General features: G+C 70.2%; 14 protein-coding genes and 1 pseudogene. 5 read left to right on the top strand and 10 right to left on the bottom strand.

The window, feature by feature from the left end:
• Nucleotides 1-83: 83 nt before the first annotated feature.
• From ACFW2Y_RS07920 to ACFW2Y_RS07905, 4 genes are all read right to left on the bottom strand, one after another.
• Complete coding sequence (locus ACFW2Y_RS07920; protein WP_384875112.1) at nt 84-1,028, bottom strand: hypothetical protein; 945 nt, start codon at nt 1,026-1,028, stop codon at nt 84-86.
• Nucleotides 1,029-1,083: 55 nt separating this feature from the next.
• Entirely contained in the window at nt 1,084-2,274 is a 1,191-nt protein-coding gene (locus ACFW2Y_RS07915; protein ID WP_384875109.1) for a DUF3696 domain-containing protein, read from the bottom strand.
• On the bottom strand, nt 2,271-3,548 hold the full coding sequence (locus ACFW2Y_RS07910; protein ID WP_384875107.1) for a DUF262 domain-containing protein: 1,278 nt from the start codon (nt 3,546-3,548) through the stop codon (nt 2,271-2,273). The genes ACFW2Y_RS07915 and ACFW2Y_RS07910 overlap by 4 nt, the downstream gene beginning before the upstream one ends.
• A 125-nt stretch (nt 3,549-3,673) precedes the next feature.
• On the bottom strand, nt 3,674-4,126 hold the full coding sequence (locus tag ACFW2Y_RS07905; RefSeq protein ID WP_384875105.1) for an ATP-binding protein: 453 nt from the start codon (nt 4,124-4,126) through the stop codon (nt 3,674-3,676).
• Nucleotides 4,127-4,284: 158 nt separating this feature from the next.
• Between ACFW2Y_RS07905 and ACFW2Y_RS07900 the strand changes: the two genes are divergently transcribed.
• Both ACFW2Y_RS07900 and ACFW2Y_RS07895 read left to right on the top strand, forming a co-directional pair.
• Nucleotides 4,285-5,139, top strand: a complete 855-nt coding sequence (locus ACFW2Y_RS07900) for a helix-turn-helix domain-containing protein (protein ID WP_384875103.1) — start codon at nt 4,285-4,287, stop codon at nt 5,137-5,139.
• Nucleotides 5,136-5,324: a DUF397 domain-containing protein gene (locus ACFW2Y_RS07895; protein ID WP_384875100.1), complete on the top strand. Its 189-nt coding sequence runs from the start codon at nt 5,136-5,138 to the stop codon at nt 5,322-5,324. The genes ACFW2Y_RS07900 and ACFW2Y_RS07895 overlap by 4 nt, the downstream gene beginning before the upstream one ends.
• A 55-nt stretch (nt 5,325-5,379) precedes the next feature.
• Here ACFW2Y_RS07895 and ACFW2Y_RS07890 read toward each other — a convergent pair whose 3' ends face one another.
• The 3 genes from ACFW2Y_RS07890 to ACFW2Y_RS07880 form a co-directional block, all read right to left on the bottom strand.
• Entirely contained in the window at nt 5,380-10,941 is a 5,562-nt protein-coding gene (locus ACFW2Y_RS07890) for a class I SAM-dependent DNA methyltransferase (protein ID WP_384875099.1), read from the bottom strand.
• 1 nt (nt 10,942) lies between these two features.
• A complete protein-coding gene (locus ACFW2Y_RS07885; RefSeq protein ID WP_384875096.1) occupies nt 10,943-14,011 on the bottom strand; it encodes an SNF2-related protein in 3,069 nt (1,022 codons plus the stop codon).
• Nucleotides 14,012-14,113: 102 nt separating this feature from the next.
• On the bottom strand, nt 14,114-15,316 hold the full coding sequence (locus ACFW2Y_RS07880; RefSeq protein ID WP_384875093.1) for a serine/threonine-protein kinase: 1,203 nt from the start codon (nt 15,314-15,316) through the stop codon (nt 14,114-14,116).
• Nucleotides 15,317-16,400: 1,084 nt separating this feature from the next.
• Here ACFW2Y_RS07880 and ACFW2Y_RS07875 point away from each other — a divergent pair.
• Entirely contained in the window at nt 16,401-17,072 is a 672-nt protein-coding gene (locus ACFW2Y_RS07875) for a hypothetical protein (RefSeq protein ID WP_384875091.1), read from the top strand.
• Between the two features lie 132 nt (nt 17,073-17,204).
• Nucleotides 17,205-17,261, top strand: a pseudogene (locus ACFW2Y_RS07870) (hypothetical protein); the annotation flags it as partial.
• A gap of 339 nt (nt 17,262-17,600) precedes the next feature.
• On the opposite strand, the gene ACFW2Y_RS07865 reads toward ACFW2Y_RS07870, so the two are convergent.
• The gene (locus ACFW2Y_RS07865) at nt 17,601-17,750 is read right to left on the bottom strand and encodes a hypothetical protein (protein WP_384875187.1); all 150 of its coding nucleotides are present in this window, start codon (nt 17,748-17,750) and stop codon (nt 17,601-17,603) included.
• A 619-nt stretch (nt 17,751-18,369) separates the two neighbouring features.
• Here ACFW2Y_RS07865 and ACFW2Y_RS07860 point away from each other — a divergent pair.
• A complete protein-coding gene (locus ACFW2Y_RS07860; protein WP_384875088.1) occupies nt 18,370-18,585 on the top strand; it encodes a hypothetical protein in 216 nt (71 codons plus the stop codon).
• Between the two features lie 260 nt (nt 18,586-18,845).
• On the opposite strand, the gene ACFW2Y_RS07855 is transcribed toward ACFW2Y_RS07860, so the two are convergent.
• Together ACFW2Y_RS07855 and ACFW2Y_RS07850 are read right to left on the bottom strand one after the other, a co-directional pair.
• The gene (locus ACFW2Y_RS07855; RefSeq protein WP_384875085.1) at nt 18,846-19,799 is read right to left on the bottom strand and encodes a hypothetical protein; all 954 of its coding nucleotides are present in this window, start codon (nt 19,797-19,799) and stop codon (nt 18,846-18,848) included.
• Nucleotides 19,796-20,344 (bottom strand): SigE family RNA polymerase sigma factor, encoded by a 549-nt coding sequence (locus ACFW2Y_RS07850; protein ID WP_384875082.1) that lies wholly within the window; start codon nt 20,342-20,344, stop codon nt 19,796-19,798. Before ACFW2Y_RS07850 ends, ACFW2Y_RS07855 begins: the two co-directional genes overlap by 4 nt.
• Nucleotides 20,345-20,439 lie beyond the last annotated feature (95 nt).

Raw genomic sequence — 20,439 nt, 5'->3', positions numbered from 1 at the left:
GGTGCGGATGGTGCTGCTGGGGCCGGCGAGCGGCCGGTCACTGGCCTACGTTAGCCGGGCCGGCCGTGCGGGCTCCGGGCACCTCACTCGCCGAGCTTGTGTCCGATGTGGGCGATGTGGACCCTGCGAGTGTCCTTCAGGAACCGAAAGTGGAGCCGCCCCGCGCCGGGCGTGAAGCGCAAGTGGGTGTCGAAGTACTGCTCCGTACCGTCGAGGTCGGCGAACTTGCAGTAGTCGCGCTTGCGCGTCGAGTGCTCCGGAGTCACGACGGAACCCCACTGCGGCCCGTCGAGCTCGGTGTCGGCGTCCCAGAGTTGGACCGCGCGATCCATCTCCGCGAGCCGTTTGCGGACCGGATGCACCCAGTACTGCTTCAGTTCGCGCACCTGCGCTTCGACATGCGGCAGGAAGCGCAGGTGCGGGAACAGGTCCGGGCACCGTTCCCACAGCTCGGCTCCAGTACGGATGCCGCTCAGCTCGTCGCGGAGGGCAGCCTGCGTCTCCTCGCGGATCCAGGGCAGGTGTGTATTGACGTGCTCACGGGTGGCGGCGTGCGGCACCTCGACGTCGGTGATCGCGGATCCGCTGTCCTCGTCGTCGAGCAGTTCCTCGCGTTCGAGGGTGATCCGGTCCGTGTCCCAACAGGGTTCCAGCAGCAGGGACACACCGGCACCGCCCATCAGGTGCGCGGCACCGAGACCGGTCGCCGGCGCGCCCTCGTGGGTGTAGGCGACGTCGGAGAAGGTCTCCCCGTCGGGGAAGGCGTCCTCATGTGGGTACTTGGTCTGCATGAGCAGCAACCGTTGCCACAGCTCCTTGGCCCCGGGGCTTCCGATCCACCTGGCGATGGGGTGGTCCTTCGCCAGCCACAGGGCGTTCACGGGCTCACGGGCGACCAGTACCGTGCCGGGCCGGTCCACCCTCGCCACCGCAACGACGGCTCTCACCAGCTCCGTCATGGCGTGGTTGACCCGTTCCGGGTCGGCCGTCGTCTCACAGGACTTCTCGTTCAGGAACAGCTGCGGCACGTCTCCCCCTCCGCGACGATATCTGTGCGCCTTGCCCCGCCCTCCCCGGCGGGGGTCAGCCGATGAGCTGGTCGAGCGTGTTCTCCAGCTCGTCGAAGAAGCCCGGGGGCCACTGGTCGAGCATGCCGTCCGAGTCGACTCGCGGGCTGACGAAGTTCACGCCGGTGCCGTCGCCTCGGAAGTAGTGGAAGACCGCCTGCCCGGGAGTGATCCGCCCCTGCTTGACGGCGAGCCGCACCCCGTTGATCACGTGGTCGCTGTGCGTCTCCATGATCACTTGGGCGCCCTGCGCGGCGGCCGAGGCGGCGAGCGTGGCCATCTGGGTCTGGCCCTGCGGGTGCAGGTGCGCCTCCGGGTTCTCCAGGAGGACCAGGGCGCCGGGGCGGGCGCTCAGGCAGGCCACGACGATGGGCAGGACGTAGGTGAGCCCGAAGCCGACGTTGCTGGGGCGGCGGCGCCGGGTGGCGCCCAGCGTGCCCTGGAAGCCATAGGAGAGGCTGACGACGTCCGTGCCCTTGATGGCGTCGGCCTTGATGTCCACCCCCGGACACAGCTCACCCATCCAGGCGGCGGTCTGGTCGAGCAGAAGGTCCGAGACCGCCTTCGGATGACGCAGCGGTCCCTCAGGAACCGTGTCGTCAGCATGATGCCGCAGGAAGTTCACGGTGTGCTCACCGTGTACGCCGAGGAAGCCGCGGCCGATGGCCACCTGGTGGTCACGCGGGTAGAACTCGGCGGGTGAGATCCGGTCGGCGTGCAGGTACTGGAAGGGGGCGGTGAAGAAGGCCGGGGTGACGGCCTCCGGCCCGGTCGGCCGCTCGCGGTCGCCCTCCGACGTGTCGGGGAGGTCGACATCGAGCAGAGGAAGGAGGTTCTGCTCGGCCTCGTACGCGGCGGTCCAGCCGTAGTGGTAGGGCCCCTCGTCGACGGCGAGGCTGATCCGTGGTTCGTCCTCCGTGAAGTCCTCGTGCAGGACGTCCTCTCCGGTGCCGAGGCCGACGAGTTCGCCGTTGAGCAGGAAGCCCTGGTTGGCGACGCTCGTGCGGAGTCCGGCCCGGCGCGCTTCGGGCAGCAGCGGGGCGACCGCCAGGTCACCGGACTCGTGGGACTGGCGCAGGAGCGCAAGAGACTGGAGCACACTGCTCTTGCCGGACGAGTTGAGCCCGGTGAGGAGGGTGAGCGGGCCAAGGGAGATCTCGGCGTGCTGGAACGCCTTGTAGTTGTGCAGCGTCAATCGGTCGATCACTGTTCGGCCACCCCTCGGAACAGTCGTGCCACTTCCTGGAAACGCTTGCGGATCTTCGCCGGGTTTCCGGTACCCACGGAGATCGACCGGTCGAAGTCCCAGTCGTCCATGAGCTCGAAGAACCTGGTGTGCACGCGTGTCCGCGACGCTACCAGTCTGTCCCGCTCTTGATCGTCGAGAAGCGCGAGATGGACGGCGATCGTCTCGAACAGGGCCTTGTTGATGGCGGGAGAACTGCGCTTGCCTCCACGCCACTTACGGAACGCGTGCTCGCCGAACAGGTCCAGCGCGCATCTCATGGCCACCCGGAATTCCCGCACCAGTTGCTCCCGCCGCTCCTCGGTGAGCGTGTTGATCCGGTACATCGAGTCGATGAGGAACTTGTCGAAGTCCTTCTCGGAGTGGGCGGCCGGATTGGTCATGCGGAAAGCGAGGAAGCGCAGCACCATCTCGCGGTCGTCCATCCGGGCGTCGGACACGCTCCACCGCGTGGCCTCACCGAACGCCTGGCCCTCGGCGAGGTCGGCCAGGAAGGTCCGTACGGGCCCGCTCACGAGCGCATGCCGCAGTTCCTGTGGGCTCAGTGGCATTCCACCGGTGTTGATCCGGGAGAAGACGTTGTACTTGACCTTCTCCGGAGTGCCCTGCTGCATGATGTGGACGGTGAGCTGGGTCTCACGCAGACGGATCTTCAGCCGTCCGGTGAGGTCCTGGTAGGTGCTGCCGTCGTACTGCCAGAGGTAGTCCATGCCTCGGAGGGCCAACGGCTCCAGGCCGGTGAGCCTCGGCTCCATGAACCGGGCGATCGCGGTGAGCCTCTGGACACCGTCCACTACGGCCCATCTGTCCTCGTCGCCCTGCGCCATGTGGAAGTTGGAGATCGGGATGCGCAGCAGCAGCGACTCGATCAGCCGGCTCTGCGCGCGGTCGCTCCAGATGCCGGAACGACGCTGGAAGTCCGGCGCGAGGTCGAGCATGCCCTCCCGCAGCCGGGACAGCAGCAGGTCGACGGTCGTGGTCTCGGTGCGGATGCTGATGCTCTCGGGACGGAACGGAGCGGAGATACCGTCCGCGTCCCGGTATTCGCCGCGCTCCTCGCCCTCCTCGTCGGCGGGGAGCTCCAGCTCGACACCGGTCGGCCGGCCGTCGGAGCCGATGTCGAGCGGCGACCCCAGCGGCAGGAGGAGCGAGTCCGGCTGCTCGATGTCCTCCGCCACGGCATAGCCCCGGGGAACTCTCGGCCGCCCCCGCCCGCCGCCTTCGGCTTCCGCCATACCGCCCGTCATCCTCCATCGCCTGTCACTGCCCGACGCAGTGCCCGACTCAGCCTATAGACGGTGCCCGGGGCTGTCAGCGCGACCGCCCGGCACCCGGCGGGGATCTCCGGCCCTCGGAGGAGTCAGTGTGTCAGGTCCAGCTCGGCGACCACGGTCTTGCCGACGGGAACGCGGTCGAGCACGGCCCACCGGTCGGCGAGCGCCTCGACCAGGAGCAGACCCCAACCGTCCTCGGCGAGGGGCGCGGGACGGGGCACGCCCGGGGCGGGCGGGCGGCGCTCGCCCCGGGTGTCGGAGACCTCGATGCGCAGGGTCCGGCCGAGGAGCCTGACGGCCAGTTCGAAGTCCCGTCCGGGGACCCGGCCGTGGGTGACGGCGTTGGCCGCGAGTTCGGCGACGAGCACGGCGGCGCTGTCGGACGTCGGGCTGCCGTGCGGAACGCCCCAGGCGTCGAGCTGGTGCAGAGCGAGCCGCCGGGCGAGCCGGGCGCCGCGCGGGGTGGAGCTGAAGCGCTGGGCGAACACACGTACGGTGACGGGCACGGCGTGTGCGGCGGGGGTGGACGGTGCTGTCATGTGCCCAAGGTGCCGCCGCGACGGGCCGGACCACCAGGGCCGCCGCGCGTACGCCGAGTCAGCGTACGCGCACGTTCGATGGACAGTACGCGTCACCGTTCGTGACGATGGGCGGAGTCGAAGCGGTACGGCGCGGGCGGCACGGGAGGTGTCCGGCGGTGGCTTACGAGAGCACGGACGGCGGTACGGGGGCGGCGGGCGGCGCGGAGCCGGGCGCCTCGGACAGTCTGCGCACCTTCGGCGCGGTCGTCCAGGCCTTACGCGAACACGCGGGCCTGAGCCGGGAGGAGTTCGGCGTGCGGATCGGCTACTCGAAACACACGGTCGCCTCGGTCGAGCAGGGCCGGCGGATGGCGGACCGCGACTTCGTGGAACGCGCGGAACCGGTGCTCGGTAACACCGGCGCGCTGCGGAAGGCGGCGCCGCACCTGTCACGGCAGGCTGGGCTTGCGAGCTGGTTCCGGCAGTGGGCGCGGCTGGAGGCGCACGCGGTCACCCTGTGGACCTACGAGTGCCGGGTGATTCCCGGACTGCTCCAGACCGAGCGCTACGCGCGAGCGGTGACCGAGAGCGTGCCGCCAGTGAAGGACGAGGAGCAAGTGGCCAAGCAGGTAGCGGCGCGGTTGGAACGCCAGCAGTTGTTCGAGCGCAGGCCGCCGATCGCGTTCAGCTTCATCATCGAGCAGGCGCTGATCGAGCGCGGCACGGGTGGCCCTGACGTGACGCGGGAGTTGCTCGACAGCCTGCTGAAGCGGGCGTTGCAGTTCAACGTCGAGTTGCAAATCATGCCTCGGTACCAGCCGGATCACGCCGGGTTCGACGGGCCGTTGATGCTCCTGGAGTCTCCGGACAACAAATGGTTCAGCTACGCGGAAGGCCAGCGTGGCGGCATGCTCATCTCGGACCCGAAGGAGGTCAGCATCATGCTCCAACGGTATGCGAAACTGCGTTCACAGGCTCTCACCTCCGAGGATTCAAGAAGCCTGCTGAAGCAACTTCGAGGAGCGCTATGAGCAGCATCGACGAACGGGCTTGGTTCAAGAGCAGCTACAGCGGTTCCGACGGTGACGCCTGCGTCGAGGTGGCAAAGGGCACTCAGGCGGTCCACGTCCGAGACTCCAAGGACGAGCGGAGCCCTGAACTCGCCCTCTCCCCCACTGTGTGGAACGACTTCGTCACGTACGCAGCCCAGGGCTGACCCTCACGACAAGTGCCCCGCGCCAGAGGAGGACCCCGGCGCGGGGCACTGTCGTTCACGCCGTGGGAGGCGTCCACTTCCCCTTGCCGATGGCCTCCTGGAGCCGCGCGGAGAAGTACGCGTGCGCCGTACGCATCTCCGCCTCACGGTTGGCCTTGTAGAAGGGGGCGGTGTAGCCCTCGGAGGGCTCGGGCCGCTCCTTCTTCTGGTAGGCGAGGAAGTGCTCGTAGTGCTCCTTGGTCTGGCCGTGGCCGTGGGCGTACGGGTCCTGCGCCAACTGCCGGCCCTTGAAGTCGAACCACATGTTCGATTCACGGTCCGCGAGGATCGCGTACCGCGCCTTATGGATGGCGATGAGCTCGTCGGCACTCATGCCGAGCCATACCGCCACCAAGGCGTCGATCTCCACGAGGGCGGCGCGGCGCTCGTACTCGGTACGGAGCGGGGTGCCGTACTCCCAGGTCTTCTTGATTCGGCCAGCGAGCGGCGCCAGGTCTGGCCACTCCACCGCCCAGTCCTCGTAGCCCGGCCACGTCATGTCGTACAGCTCGGCCCAGAGCGGCGCATAAGCGTCGGTCAGGCAGTTGAGCCGGAGGGTACGGAGGAGGAGGGGGCTGGAGAGGGGGTGGGCAGGGTCGGCGTAGGGCATCTTGTGAGCTTCTGCGACCTGGAGGTCGGAGCGGCCTGTGATGCGAAGCAGATAGTCAAGTGGCAATGAGAACCAGAAACCAGCGTTAAGCGCGGTGGCTCGGTTTTCTCCCAAAGCCATGGTCTGCACGGTGTGCACGTGCGCTGGGCCAGGCGGAACAACGCTCGCGAAAAGACTCCGCTCGGTGTTGAACGGGATCATCCGGCGCCACGCCAGCCGATAGAACCGGGTGTAGGGCTGAAAGAACCACAACCGCTGGCGCAGGAGCTCCCGCTGCTCCCCCTCATCCAACTTGAGCTCGTCCGCTGTCAGCACGTTGCTGCGAGCCGCCCACTCCTCAGCGCTCGGCTGCCAATCGGTCTCCAGACGCGATCGATCCAGCCAGCGGTCCTGCGCGCGTTCGAATTCCCTGAGCGAGCACGTCTCAGGCCGAACGTAGTTCGTTCGCGGTACAGCATCCGCTGGAAGCGCCGTCAGATCGAAGCTGGTCCAGTCATGATTTCCCCTGCACGGCACCTTGGGCTGCTTGCTGATCGGCGTAGCGATGCCGAAATGCGGCCCCTGGAGGACCAACTCGGACAGTGAGGCTGGCTGGGACGTGGACCAGGCAATGAGCCCGTCCTTCTTACCGTTCGTTTCGTTGTAGCCCTGACTGACAGGCGGCTTCTGCTGCCCGAGCCTCACACCTACAGCTGAAAGAGCCTCAATCGCTCCCTGTTCCTGCGTGGTGGTCGGCTGGAGCAACGCAGCTTGCGACTCAGGGATATCCGAGTCCCCTGTCAGCCGTCGCCATTCCGCCAGTACGGAGCCGTCGACCTCAATCACTCGCGCCTTATGCGGGCGCAAGTCCCAGGTACCGGCGTGCCTCATGCCAGGAACCTCGCCCGCCCCGTCGTGGTCCAGAGACGCCAACAGCGGCTCGACCCCGTACAAGCGACTGAGGTTGCTAAAACGGATCGCTTCGTGACGGCTTCCATAGATATGGACACCGAACTCGGTGTTTCGGCTCGCTTCGAAGGCCCAGTTTCCGACATTGATGAAGCCAGCGTGCAGCCGCAGGTGCCGATAGGCCGCGCCGCGAAGCCGCCCGTCCTTCACCCCACCGAAGTGAGTGTCCGGATGGATGAGACCAACCATGCCACCCTGGCCAAGGTTGCTCCAGGCTCGGCTCATGAAAGCTCGATACAGATCCGGGCGGGTCCCAGCGAGAACCGGATACGCGGCAGGCGACCCCAACATCTCCGAGACCCCGCTGATTGCTGCCAGCTCACGCAGGTAGTACCTGAGTGACCCGGCATCCCTCAGCAGTGACTCCTTCTTCTCTCTCCTCTCTGTCGCCGAGGGCTGCTCGGCGAGCATGAACCAGGGGTCAAGCTCCGCCAGCACCTGGCTCTCCAGCCACTCCGGCCGCACCCAAGGCGGGTTCCCCACCTGGAGGTCGAACCCGCCCCCCGGCCCCCGGAACACGTGGGCGAAGTGCAGCTCCCAGTGGAAGAAGCCGTGGCCGTCCTCCGCCTTTATGTCCTTCTCCGTCGTACCCGCGATGTCCTCGACCGTGTTCAGCCACGGGTAGCGGAACGGCAGCTGCGTCGCCGGGCGCATGCCGAGGAAGCCCTCCAGGCGGTCCTCCACGTCGGCAAGGAGTTCCAGCGCCTCGTCGGGGCCGAGCTTCTCGATGCCCGAGAGCAGCGACTCCTCAGGCATGTCGGCGGTGCCGAGGACGCCCTCCAGGAAGTCCAGCCAGTCACCGAGGCTCTGGAGGGGCACGGTCTTCCGCTCCGGCGACCGGCCACCGCCGCGCGCCCTGCGGGAGGCCGGGGCGCTCCGCCTGACCGAGCTGGTCTCCAGGTCCTCGCCCAGTTCCCCCTGTTCCCCGTCCGGGTCGTCGAACAGCCCGGCCATCCGCCACAGCTGGTCCCCCGGCGCGGCGCTGGACGGCGGCCGCACCGGCGCCACCGGCTCGGCCCGAGCCATGGACTCCGCCGGCCCGCCGCCCAGCAGCCCCGGCACCGACGACTCGTCGACCAGTGCCCCGCCCGTGCCGTACACCGGGTCCGTGCCGTCGAGTTCGCCGACCTTGTCCAGCGGCCAGAACCACAGGGCGCACCAGGCGTCCATGACGGTCTTCAGGCGCCAGTACGGCGTGCCGTGGCGGGTCAGGTCGTCGAGGACCTTCCGCTTGTCCTCGGCCTCCGCCGACTGCTCCAGCCAGTCCGCGCCCCACACGTCGATGCGGCGGGACACCGCCCGCTCGGAGAGTTCGAGGCGGGTGGCGACGAGCGACCAGAGGAACTCGGCGCGCCGGGCCACGCCCTGGAGGCGGTGCAGTTCGGTCTTGTCGGCCGCCTTGCGCCAGCGGTCGTGGCGCTTCTGCCGGGCCTCGGGGGGCTCGTCGCCGCGCTCCTGGAAGGGCTTCGGTGCCTTCGGGGCCTTCTGGACGCCCTTGCGCCACTTCCCCAGCGCCTTGGCCTCGTTCTCGGCGAGCTTCTTCGCCTCGGACTCGCCGGCGACCGCGCCCCAGCCGATCGCGGGCAGCAGGAACTGGTGCACCGCGCCCTCGGGGAGCGGGCCGTCCCGGAACGGCAGGTCCTTCGGCGGGAGCGTGTTCTTCTTGGCCAGCCACCCGCCACCCGGCAGGACGTCGGGCGCGTAGACCTTGCGGCCGGCGCCGATGAGCGAGTTGCCGCGTCGCAGGTGGAGGCCGAACCAGGGGGCCCGCATGCCGGGGTGCATGGAGTTGAGCCAGAGGGAGACCTCGGCGAGTTCCACCGCCGTGGCGTTGAGGTCCACGCCGTAGGCGTTGTGCAGGGCGATGTACGCCTTGGCCTTCTGGAGCTCGATCTGCCGCAGTTCGGGGTCCACCCGGCGGCCGAGCTCGCGTTCGCGGCGCCGCAGGTACTCGGCGGCCACCTGGTCGATGGCCTCGTTGAGGAAGGCGCCCGAGCCGAGGGCCGGTTCGCAGATCTTCCACTCCAGGAGTTCCTTCGCCGGAGTGGTGGTGCCCTCCTGGTCCAGGCGGTACCGGAGGGCGAGTTCGACGGTCACCTCGGTGAGGGACTTGGGGGTGTAGTAGGAGGCGGAGGTCTGGCGGTCGCGGCCGGCCAGCCGGTAGACGAAGGAGCCCTTGGGGTGGGACACCCGCTCGGGGCGGCCGGTCTCCTCGTTCGTCCGCTTGACGAAGACGGCGTCCTCGTAGTCCCCGGCGCGGGACGCGGGGACCATCCAGCTGCCGCCCGAGGGGTCGCCGCCCTTGGCGACCTCGTACAGCTCCTCCTCGGCGATGAAGCCGGTGTAGGACATCAGGCCCTCGTACACGGCGCCGAGCTGGTTGATGCCGAGCTGGGCGTACGAGATGAAGCCGCCGCGCTCCCGTCCCCTGCCCTTGGTGAGCATGAGACGGCGCAGCACCTTGTGCAGGGTCTCGTTGCGCAGCCGGGTGTCCAGGAAGGGGCGGCGCTTCTCGCCCTCGCCGCCCTGGTACGCGCGGTTCTCGATCTGGTCGTCCGAGATGAGGCGGACGGCCTCCTTGGTGAACAGCTCGGAGCGCAGGGCCTCGAAGCGCAGGCCCGCGCTCGTGGAGCGGGCGGCGGCGCGGCGGGCGCGGTCGGCCTCGCGGACCCGGTCGGTGTACTCGGCTTGGGTGATGGTGCCGGCGGCGAGCAGCGCCGCCGCCTCGTTCTCGGCCTCCGCCGCCTCGCGGGCCGCGGTCTGTGCCGCGAGGTCCTCGGGCTCGGTGCCGTAGCGGCGGTGACCGTTCTCGACCTTCTCGAAGAGCAGGTCGAGCGAATCGTAGAGGTGGAAGCCGCGCCGGGAGCGCTCGCCGACGAGGTCGCGCAGGACGAGGTCGCCGAGGCGCTGGAGGCCGTAGCCCTGCTCGTACTCGGGGTAGTCCGAGGGCAGGATACCGAGGGTGGGGCTGGCCTCCGCGTAGAGCAGGAACAGGATGCGGTACAGGTAGCGCAGCGACTCTCGGCTGAGTTCCTTGGCGAGGCGGGCCGGGTCGTCGAGTTCGGCGGGGGTGACGCCGTTCTCGGGATCGCGCAGGCGGTCCAGGACCCCGTTGGCGATCCACTCGACGCTCAGGCGCAGGCCCTCGCGGAGTTCAGTGGAGACGCCGACGGCGTGCTTGCCCGACCGGTCGAGGAAGGCGGCGAGCGGTGCGGTGCCGCCCTCGGCGGGGACGCGCAGCGCGTCGGCGCCGAAGAGCGCCGCCAGGGTGTCGAGTTCGCCGCCGTGGCGGTCGTCACGGCGGTGCAGGGCGGCGTCGAGGTCGGCGGACAGGTAGCGGCCCTCGGGCCAGGCGAGACGGTCGGCGAGGACGATGACGCCGCCGACGAGCAGGAGCACGTGGCGCGGGGGGGTGTCGCAGGTGAAGAGGAAGTCGGTGACGGCCTTGGCGTCCAGCAGGTCGGGCGCCGAGGTCTCGGTCTCCACCGGGTGGAGCAGGCGGCCGGCGTCGTCGGGGTCGAGGGCGGCGTCGGGTTCGGTGGTCCAGCCGCAGGCGACGGCCAGCAGGCCGGGTTCGGCGTGGAGGGCCTGGACGGCGTACTCGCGGTCGGCGCGGTGGACGGTCACGGTCTGCTCGTGGGCGTCGGCGTAGCCGAGGGCGCGCAGGGTGTCCAGGTGGCTCTCGGTGTAGCGCTTGCGCCAGCCCTCGGGCTCGGGCGCGTCGGGTTCGGCGAGCGCCGCCGCGTCCTGGGCGAGTGCGGCGCGGCCCGCGAAGTAGGGGCCGTGCAGGGCCCGCAGGCCCTCGCGGGGGGTGCGGACGCGCGGCGGTACGGAGTCGGGGCCGAGGCCCTGGCGGGCGGCGTCGGCGACGGCGTCGGCGTGGCGTCGGCGTTCGGTCTCCTCGAAGGCCGCCCAGCGGGTGAGGAGGCCGTCCTTCGCCTTGAGGTCCTTGGGGAGGACCTCGGCGAGGTAGTGCGGCGAGAGGTAGTCGCCGTGGTTGACCAGCGAGTCGTACGTCACGTCAGTTCTCCGCCTGGGCGTCGGACGGGTGGGCGGCGTCGGGTTCGGATTCCGGTTCGGTGTCCGGGGCCGGAGCGGAGGCCGGCAGGCCGGCCTCGGGCATGGCCGGCTCGGCTGCGGAGGCGTCCGGGGCGCCGGGGCGGTCGAGTACGGCGAGGACCCGCAGCAGGGGGCGGCCGGTGGTGTGCAGTTGGTCGAGGAGCCGGGCCAGTTCGTCGGCGGTCTCCTCGACGAGGCGCTCGCGGCGGCCGGTGACCCCGGGCAGCAGCGAGTCGGCGCGCCACCGGGCGACGTGGTCGCGGTAGGCGGCGAGCGGCTCGCTGATCTGCTCCTCCCATGCGGCCCGGCCCGCGTCAAGGTGTTCCCTGGCCGCGGCGACGGCGGCCGGGACGAGGGCCTGGAGCCGGTCCAGGTCCCGCGGGTCTCCGGTGCGGGCGAGTCTCGGGCCGACCTTCGCGTCGCGCAGCGCGTCGGCCATGGGGCGTACCTCGGGCGTGCCGGTGCCGTCGGGCCGGATGCCGGTCACGGCCATCCAGCGGACCACGGTCGGGCGGCCCAGGGCGTTGGAGTGGATGCCCTGGACGAGGAAGACCGGTCCGTCGACGTGCGGGGTGGTGATGACCGGGGCCTCCTGCCGGCCGAACTCGACCAGGACCTTGTCGGTCAGCCACTCCACCACCGGGTGGATGTCGGTGAGGAAGGAGACGTCCGGCCACATCGTGGTACTGCTGTCCCTGGCCTCGGTGAGCTTGCGCTGCGCGAGGGTGCGGTCGGAGGTGACCAGCATCCGTTCGGCCACGCGCTGCTCCCTGAGGTAGGAGGGCGGCAGGGCCTTGAGGCGGTGGAGCAGGTCGGGCGCCTGGGCCGGGGAGAGCGAGAAGTAGGCTCCGCCCTTGGCGTCGGTGCCCGACGCCAGACCGATCAGGTCCTCGGCGCGTTCCTGGTACACCTCGTCGAGGGCGGTGGAGACGAAGTCGGCCGTGTCGCCGTCGAAGAGGGAGATCAGCTCGGCGCGGGCGGGCAGTTCCTGCTCGGTGATCGTGTCCACCTGGCCGAACAGGTCGGCCAGTGCGGTGTCGTCGGCGGATACGGAGTCCAGGAACTCCTCGACCGTGCCGCCGCGGACCAGCTCCTTGATGAGCCGGCGTTCCTCCTCCTCCGCCCGGTAGAGGCCTGAGACGGCCTCGGCCGTGCCGTCCAGCTTGTGCGCCTCCTCCTCGCGGCGGAGCAGCTTCTCGGCGACCGTGCGGTCGTCCTTGGCGCCGGGGACGGCCGTGGTGAGGATCAGCGCGTGGAAGCGCGGCTCGTGCTTCTGCCCGTAGCGGTCGATGCGGCCGTTGCGCTGCTCGATGCGGATCAAGGACCACGGGATGTCGTAGTGGACGAGGTGGTGGCACTGGCGGTGCAGGTTCACGCCCTCGGAGGCGACGTCACCGGTGAACAGCAGCCGGACGGGGGTGTCGGCGAGGCCGAACGCCTCGAGGACCTTGCCCTGCTCCTCGTCGCTGAGGCCGCCGTGCATCACGGCCACGGCCTTCGAGGTGCCGTCGGCCGCGACCGGGAAGCCCAGGCGGGCGGGGACGACCTCGGCGAGCCAGGTCAGGGTGCGGACGCGTTCGGAGAAGACCACGGCTCGCGTGGTGGAGCGGGGGCCGACACCGATCTCCTGGAGTTGGGCGATAAGGGCGTCGAGCTTGGCGGAGTCACCGGGCGTGGTGCCGTCGCCCATGGTGGAGACGATCTCCCTCAGGCGGGCGAGGGCGGCCTGTTCGACGGCGATGGCCGGGTCGGGTCGCAGCCCCTTCTCCTCGGTCTTGCGGACCCGTTCGGTGAGGGAGGCGATGCGGTTGGTGACCGTCTCGCCGAGGGCGACGTGCGAGGAGAGGAACGTCTTGAGCAGGTTGTAGGCGAAGACCGGTTCGACGGCGACCGAGACGGGGTCCTGGCCGGCCGTGCCGAACTCCGTGCTCGTGGGCGGGGCGGGGATCCAGTGCTCGGCCAGTTCGGCGAAGACGCGTTCCTCCGCCTCGGTGGCCGTGCAGGGCAGGGAGACGGTGGGGCCGCGGTCCGGCCACTCGGTGCCCATCTCGTCCCGGACCTCGGGGCTGATCTTGGTGCGGCGGATGTAGAGGTGCCCGAGGTCCTGGGCCGGGTCGTAGCGGTCGCGGTCGGCGATGGCCGCCGGGTCGAGCAGGGAGATCAGGTCGGCGAAGGACCGCTTGTCGCCGTTGTGCGGGGTGGCGCTGGCGAGCAGGAGGGCGTCCGTGCGCGGTGCGAGGATCTCGGCGAGTGCGCGGCGCTGGCTGCCCGGGTTGATCAGGTTGTGGGACTCGTCGATGACGACGGCGTCCCAGCGGATCCGCTCCAGGTGGTGCCGGTACTGCCCGATGTTCTTGAGGGTGTCCACGGAGATGATCACGCGCTTGTAGTGCGTGAACGGGTTCCGCCCCGCCGGAAGCTCGCGCTGGACGCGCTGGATGCCGAGCGAGTCGAGCCGTACGAGCGGGATGGAGAAACGCGTCCACAGCTCGTGCTGGAACTGCTCCAGGATGCTCTGCGGGGTCACGACCAGGATGCGCTCGCCCCGGCCCCGGCGGATGAGCTCCGCGAGGGTCAGGCCGATCTCCAGGGTCTTGCCGAGACCGACGACGTCGGCGATCAGGACCCGGGGGCGGAGGTTGCGCAGGGACAGGGCGAGCTCGGCGGGACGCTGCTGGTAGACGAGCGGGTCCAGGAGGAAGCGGTCGGCGAGGGCGAGGCCCCGCTCCGTCTGCGGCAGCGGCGTCTTGCGCAGGGCGGCTTCGAGGAACAGACGGCTGCGCCGGAAGTACGAGGAGGTGTCGGGTACGAGCACGGTCTTCTCCGGGTCCAGGAGCTCCACCGTGTCGATGCCGCTGAAGAAGACGGCCTCCTCGTCCCGCACGAACTCGGAGACGCCGACCGCCTCGATCCGTTCCCCGTCGTGGTCGGTCGTGGTGGTGTTGCGGACCAGCCACTCCTCGTCCCGCACGAGGATCTGTGCGCCCGGCGGGAACCGGGTCTCGTCCTGCGTCGCCCCCTGGTCGGTCACTCGCGGCCCCTTCGTCTTCCGTGTGTCGTCGCTCTCGCCACGGCAAGTCTGTCACGGGGAGGAAGGGGGACGTACGGGATCGGTCCCCTGGGCCGCGCCTGCTCAGAAGCCGGCCTCGCGGGCGTACGCGGCGCGGATCTCCTCGGCGATCCTCAGGGGCGCGGTGGGCCGGACGGCGGCTGCTCGGGCACGTGGGCGCGGGCGGGTGTCCGGCGGCGAGGACGCGGTCTCCCCGCGGCTGGCGGGGCCGGCGTCCTGGTCCTCCTCGTCACGATCCCGCTCCGTGGTGGGCTGCCCGGCTCCGGGGGACGTACTCGGGGACTCCTGCTCGTCGTCCTCGACCGCCGCCTCGTCGATGACGGCAGGCGTGTAGGGGGGTGCGGCGGCTTCCTTCGGAGCTTGCGGGGCCGGTGCGGGAAGCTGGGGCACACTGATCTCGGGCGTCAGGTCGGTGAGACGGCGTTTGGCCTGGAGGGCGGTCAGCCCCTGGTCGCGGATGACGCCCACCAGCCGGTCGGTGACCTCGGGCAGACTCGGCCGGGCGTCCGGATCCAGTGCCAGCATGTCCGTGATCAGCGGCACGAGCTCCGGCGGAGCATCCGTCAGATCGGGTGCGGTCGCCGGATCGTCGATCTTCAGGGCGACGGCCTGCCACGTCGGCCCCTCGTAGGGGTAGTGCCCGGTCGCGGCGAAGAGCAGCACCGCACCCAGTGCGTACACGTCGGCGGACCGGTCCAGCTGCTGCTCGCCGCGGGCCTGCTCCGGAGGCATGCAGAGGACGCTGCCGACGACGAAGCCGGTGGCCGTCAGGGTGGTGCGGCGCTCGGCGAGTACGGCGAGACCGAAGTCGATCACCTTGGGGCCGTAGGGGGAGAGCAGGATGTTCTGCGGCTTCAGGTCACGATGGAGCAGTCCCGCGTCGTGAACCGTTCCCAGCCCCTCCGCCAGCAGGGCGCCGAGACTCGCCGTCTCGGCGAGCGGCAGCGGCCCCCGGTCGGCGACCAGGGTGCGCAGATCGGGCCCGGGGACGTACTCCACCGCCAGCCAGGGCTGGTCGGCATTCGCGTCCGCACCGACGAAGGCCGCGACGAAAGGCCCGTAGACCGTGCGCAGGCTCTCCACTTCGGACAGGAAGCGCGCCCGGGTGTCCTCGTCGAGCACGGAGGGCTTGATGACCTTCACGGCGGCCTGGTGGCCGGCCGCGGACTCGCCCAGGAACACCTGGCCCATACCGCCGGAGCCGATCCGGCACACGAGGGCGAAGCCCCCGATCTCTTTCGGGTCGTCGTCCCTCAGCGGTTCCATGGCGTCACGCCTCCCCCTCGCGGTCCGCACCCCGCACGTCCGCGCGGTGGACGTACGTGGACCGGGAGGCAGTCTATGCAGGTCCTCGACCGTCCTGTACCGCCTTGCCCAGAGGCGCCCAGCGGCACGACCGTCTCCGTCACGTGCCCGGCAGCCCGTGCTCGTCCATCAGCCGCGTCAGGTTCCGCTTGCGCTTGTGGGCGGCGCGCAGGCCGGTGGCGTACGTGATGAAGACGTCCGGCGTGCCGAGGCGGCGGTGGCAGTCGCGGATGCTCAGGAGCGGGCTGCCGAGCTGTTCGTAGGCGAGGTTCCCGGTCTCGCGGGTGAGGCGGGCTGCGAGTCGGAGGTGGATGGAAGGGGCGGTCCTCGGGGCGGGTCGGGCGGGACTGGTCGGCGAGGGTAGGCCACTGGCCGTCTTGGGCGCCGCGCTCGTGAGCTACCCGCCAGACGGCGTTGATGTCCTTGTCGTCCAGCAGGACGTCGACAAGGGCCTGGCCACCGCGCGGGCCTGCCTGATCGGCATCGGCGCGAAGAAGCGGCAGCGTCTTCGCGCGCCCGGCCGACCACCATGCGGCGGTCCCGGATGCAGCGCAAAGCTGCTGGTAGGTCAGCAGGGCGGGGAGGGCGGTGAAGTGGCCACGGCGCAGGGTGACGGCGTCGGCGAGCCGACCAGTTCATGCGTATCGGTCCGCGAGGGGGCGACCAGAGCGGTGTCGACGGTGACGAGGCCTCAGCCTCGCGGATGCCGCGCTCGGCCCATTCCAAAGCTCCAGCGGTACGATCGGCGGTGTCCCAGGGATCAGTACGGCGCCGCCCCCTCCGCGAGTCGTTACCGGCTTCGCCGACACGCGTGTCCTCCGGGTCCCGCCGGCTCCGCCGCCCGGCCGACGGCCCCTCCTCTCGCCGAACATCGGCGGCCGATTCACCGGCCGGGAACATCGGCGTGTACGACCTCCAGCCCGTCCCGGCAGTCGTAACACAGGTGCAGAGAACCGAACGACCGATTCTCTGCGACGTCCCGCACTCCGCCGGTATGGTCGGCAACCAGCCCGGCTCCCTGGATCGTCCCCACGAAAGGTGCCGCATGACCCAGCCCGCCACCGTGGACCTGACGAAGGCCACCCCCACCGTCTCTCTGGCCAAGCACGGCGTGACCTCGGGGCTGATCAAGGTCAATCTCAACTGGACCTCGCCGCAGGACGCCGCCCGACAGGCGGCCGGCGAGGCGCGTGGTCTGTTCGGCCGGATCCGGGCCTCGCTGCGCGCGGCCTCGGCCAGGACGGTGGACCTCGACCTCGGCTGCATGATCCGCTGCACCGACGGTTCCAAGACCGTGGTGCAGGCACTGGGCAACGCCTTCGGCGCGGTGGACCGCTTCCCCTACGTCGCCCTCGACTCGGACGACCGGACCGGGGCCCGGGAGACGGGAGAGAACCTCGTCATCAATCTGGACCACCAGGCCGAGTTCCAGAAGCTCCTGCTCTTCGTCTACATCTACGAAGGCTCCGGCGACTTCCGCGGCCTCGACGCCGTGGTGACCCTGACCTCCGACCGCGGCGACCGCTTCCGGGTCGTGCTGGACGAATGCCCGCCGCAAGCGAACGCCTGCGCCATCGCCCTTATCAAGCGCCAGAAAGGCGAACTCGTCATCGGCCGCGAGGTGCGCTGGTTCACTCCGGCGGACGGCCCCGGCGTCCAGGACAAGATCTCCCGCGCCTACCGGCTCGGCATGAAGTGGACCCCAGGCCGGAAGTAGCCCGCGGTCGGGCGAGGGCGCATCCCCCCCCTTGGGTTCACTCGGTGCTTCGAACCGAGTCCGCTACGACGCGGGTTACGAACCCGACCGACGAAGGAGGCACTCTTCGTCCGCGCACCCGCTGCGGACGAAGTGGAGCTCCTGCATCTGCCGCCCGGCGAAGCCGTGGTCGAACCGCACCGGACGACGTGTGCAGCGGACGGCACCGTGGTCGAGTCCGCCATCCGCATCCACACAGCCTCCCGCTTCGCCCGGGAAGTACGGCTTCAGGGTTTCCGACTCCGCAGAGGACGAGGAAGCTCAGCAGTGATCTCCACACAGGACTGGGCCAACGCCCAACGCCTCCGGCACTACCACCCGATGAGCCACAGCCCCCGGCCGTGCTCGGTGGCATTCGGACTGGACGGCCACGACCTGGAGTGGCCTACACCGCAGTCGACCCGTACCGGCGCGGCACGGCCCCACTCCCCGTCTTCACCGGGGCAACCAGTCCAACTGGGCCCTCTGACTGAGGCCGGCGTCGACGGGTCATCCGCCCTGCTGATCAGCCAGCCACATGAGGAGCGGGGCGTGCGCCACGGCCCGGAAGCCGTGGTCCGAGGTCGAGATCGTCAGCGCTTCGAGCCCCATGACGCTGCCTGACTGCGTCGACTCCGTCGGGGACGCCCGCTTGGTCATCGGCATGCTCGTAGGAGCCCTACGGCCCCGCCTCGTCTGCTCGGAGCAGGGTTTCATGATCAGCCAGAAGGTGCCCGCCGGGGCGGTCACCTCATGGGAACGCCTCTGCCGAGACGGGTTCACGAGCCGCCTGCGGCGAGACGCCGACGGGAAGGCCCTCAGGCCCACCTTCCAAGGGGCGCCCCGCCGACGGAGGGCTCTGCCGGGTAGCCCTGGACTCCTCGTCGACGCACCGTGGCACACTCCTCCTCTGATCACGAGGGCGCATGACCCTGTGACCTGGGAGGGGACCACTGTGGGCAGGAGGAGACGGGCCGTCGTCGCGATGGCCGTCATCGCGCTTGGGGCCGCGGGCTGCGGCGAGAGCGACACGGGCGCTGAGCGGACCGCAGCTCCTGCGTCAGCGTCGCCACGGCCCAAGGGCGATGGACCGCTCCCGAAAGAGGTCGTACGCACCGATCTCGAAGGCTCGGCCGCGGGCGCGGGCGTTCCGGCACATGACCACGAGTACGCGCGTCCGTTCGAGGACGCTCCAGCCGGCTCGCCGCCATCGTGCTCCGTCGCTTTCAGGGGCATCGGGGACAAGAAGGCCCCGCTTGATTTCGAACGCTTCAAGGCCGTGGTGGGCGAGCTGCGCGCACGCGACTGGCAGCAGTCCGGAGGCCTGAGGGAGCGCGAGAACCTGGACGGTGTGATCGGCGAGGCCCACGCGATCCTCAAGCAGCGCGGCTGGTCCGTGAGCGCACAGTACGGGATCGCCGAGGACGGGAAGACGAGCGCGATCACCCTGACGGCCACCGACCTGGCGTGCATGGAGGGCACTGGTTGGGAGTGACCGATCCTCTGGCCCGGCAGGGCGCACCTGTGAGCGGGTGGGGTCGACGACGGCGTCGAGCAGGACGTCCGGGCCGTCGATCGGATCGGTCTCCTGCTGGCGCCGGTTGGCCTCCGGCCCGTAGCCGCGTCGGGGCGACGAGCGGGAGGTCGGCACCAGCGGAGCGGGCAGCCGCGGTGGCGCGGTGGTGGGTCCGGGCGCACCGGGAGCACCCCGGGTCCGGAGCGCCAACCCCCGTGTGGCGCCCCGGCCGGACGGCGTTACGGCAACTGCTTCGCGTAGTACTTGTCCTCGTCGGAGTCGTAGACCAACGTGCCCTCGGCGTCGTACCCCTTGATGTGCGGGGCCCTGGTGACCTGTCGCTCCAGGACGCCGGAGGCGACGAACCAGCCGTGGTCCAGGGCGGCCCGGCTGGTGGCGCCGCCGTAGGAGACGGTCACCCGGGCCACCGACGGCTCGACCGTGCCGATGACGCCCCATCGAAACGGCAGCTTCCAGTTGCCGCGGTCGAGGAACGACTGCTGGTGGAGCTTGCCGCCGTTGATGTCGGACCTCACGGGGCCGGCGTCCGGTGGGCCGTCGGAGCCCGTGCTGGTGTTGAGGCCCTCGGCCCTGCCGTTCTTGATGTTGCAGATCAGCCGGGTCTGTTTCGGCGGTTCCTTCACCGCGACGACGTACGTGCCGTTGCCGGGCGCGTTGGAGTCACCGGTGCTGTTCATCGCCAGGATGATCCGGTACTCCTCTGCCGTCCCCAGGTCCGTGCGGAATGCGTCGGACGGGCCGCCCGCGTGCGACCGGTCGTACGCGAGGCACTTCTCCAGGCCGTCGACGGCCTCCTCGAAGGTGATCCCGTCGAGGAGCTGGTCCTCCGTGGTCGGCCGCGCGGGCCCCGACGGCGACGAGGACGGCGTCGGCGCGGGCGTCGCCGGCGTCCGCAGCGTGGCGCTGACCTCCGGTGCCGGCCCCGCCGTGTCCCCGCCCGCGTCCCCGCCGGCCAGCGCGTACGCCCCCACCGGCACCGCCGCCAGCATCACCAGGACCGCCCCGGCCGCCACCGCTCGGTACCGCCGCTCCGTCGCGCCCCGCTGGCGGATCGCCGGATACGGCGCCGGCGCGGGCCGGATGGTGTTCGCGCCCTCGGCGAGCAGCTCGCGCAGCTGCTCCTCGAAGTCCTCGTCGGCTCCCGACCGTTGCTGCTTCGGTTCCTCGTTCATCTGCTGACCTCCTGCCCGGACGGCACTCGGCTGCGGACGGGTTCGTCCACGTTCCGCCCGAGCCCCGGATGCGTACGCAACTTCGCCAGCGCCTTGGAGGCTTGGCTCTTGACGGTGCCGGGCGAGCAGCCGAGCACCTCGGCCACCTCGGTCTCGGACAGGTCCTCCCAGTAGCGCATGACGACCACCGCCCGCTGCCTCGGCGGCAGTCCGGCCAGCGCCGTGATCAGGGCGGTGCGCTCGTCGGCCTGCAAGACGGCCTCCTCGTGCCCGGCCGTCTCCGGCGGCGCCGCGGTCAGGGCCTCCACGACCCGCCGCTTGCGGAACCGGTCGCTATTGCAGTTGACCAGCATCCGCCGGACGTACGCCTCCGGACTGTCGCTGCGGGAGACGCGCCGCCATGAGCGGTAGGCCTTGGCCAGCGCCGTCTGGGTCAGGTCTTCGGCGTGGTGCACGTCACCCGTGAGCAGATACGCGGTCCGCACGAGACGGGACCACCGTGCTCTGACGAACTCTTGGAACTCGGCCTCTTGTTTGGCCTGCATCTAGTGTCCTGCGCCATTAGTTCGTTGAATTAGTAGGCTGTCTTCATGGCGAAGATGGGGCGGCCGATGGCCGAGCTGGTGTTGTCCGAGGATGA

Source organism: Streptomyces sp. NPDC058877, from assembly GCF_042742855.1.
Lineage (GTDB): Bacteria > Actinomycetota > Actinomycetes > Streptomycetales > Streptomycetaceae > Streptomyces.
Note: the sequence above shows the minus strand (reverse complement) of the source record. Positions and strands in the feature narration are given on the sequence as shown.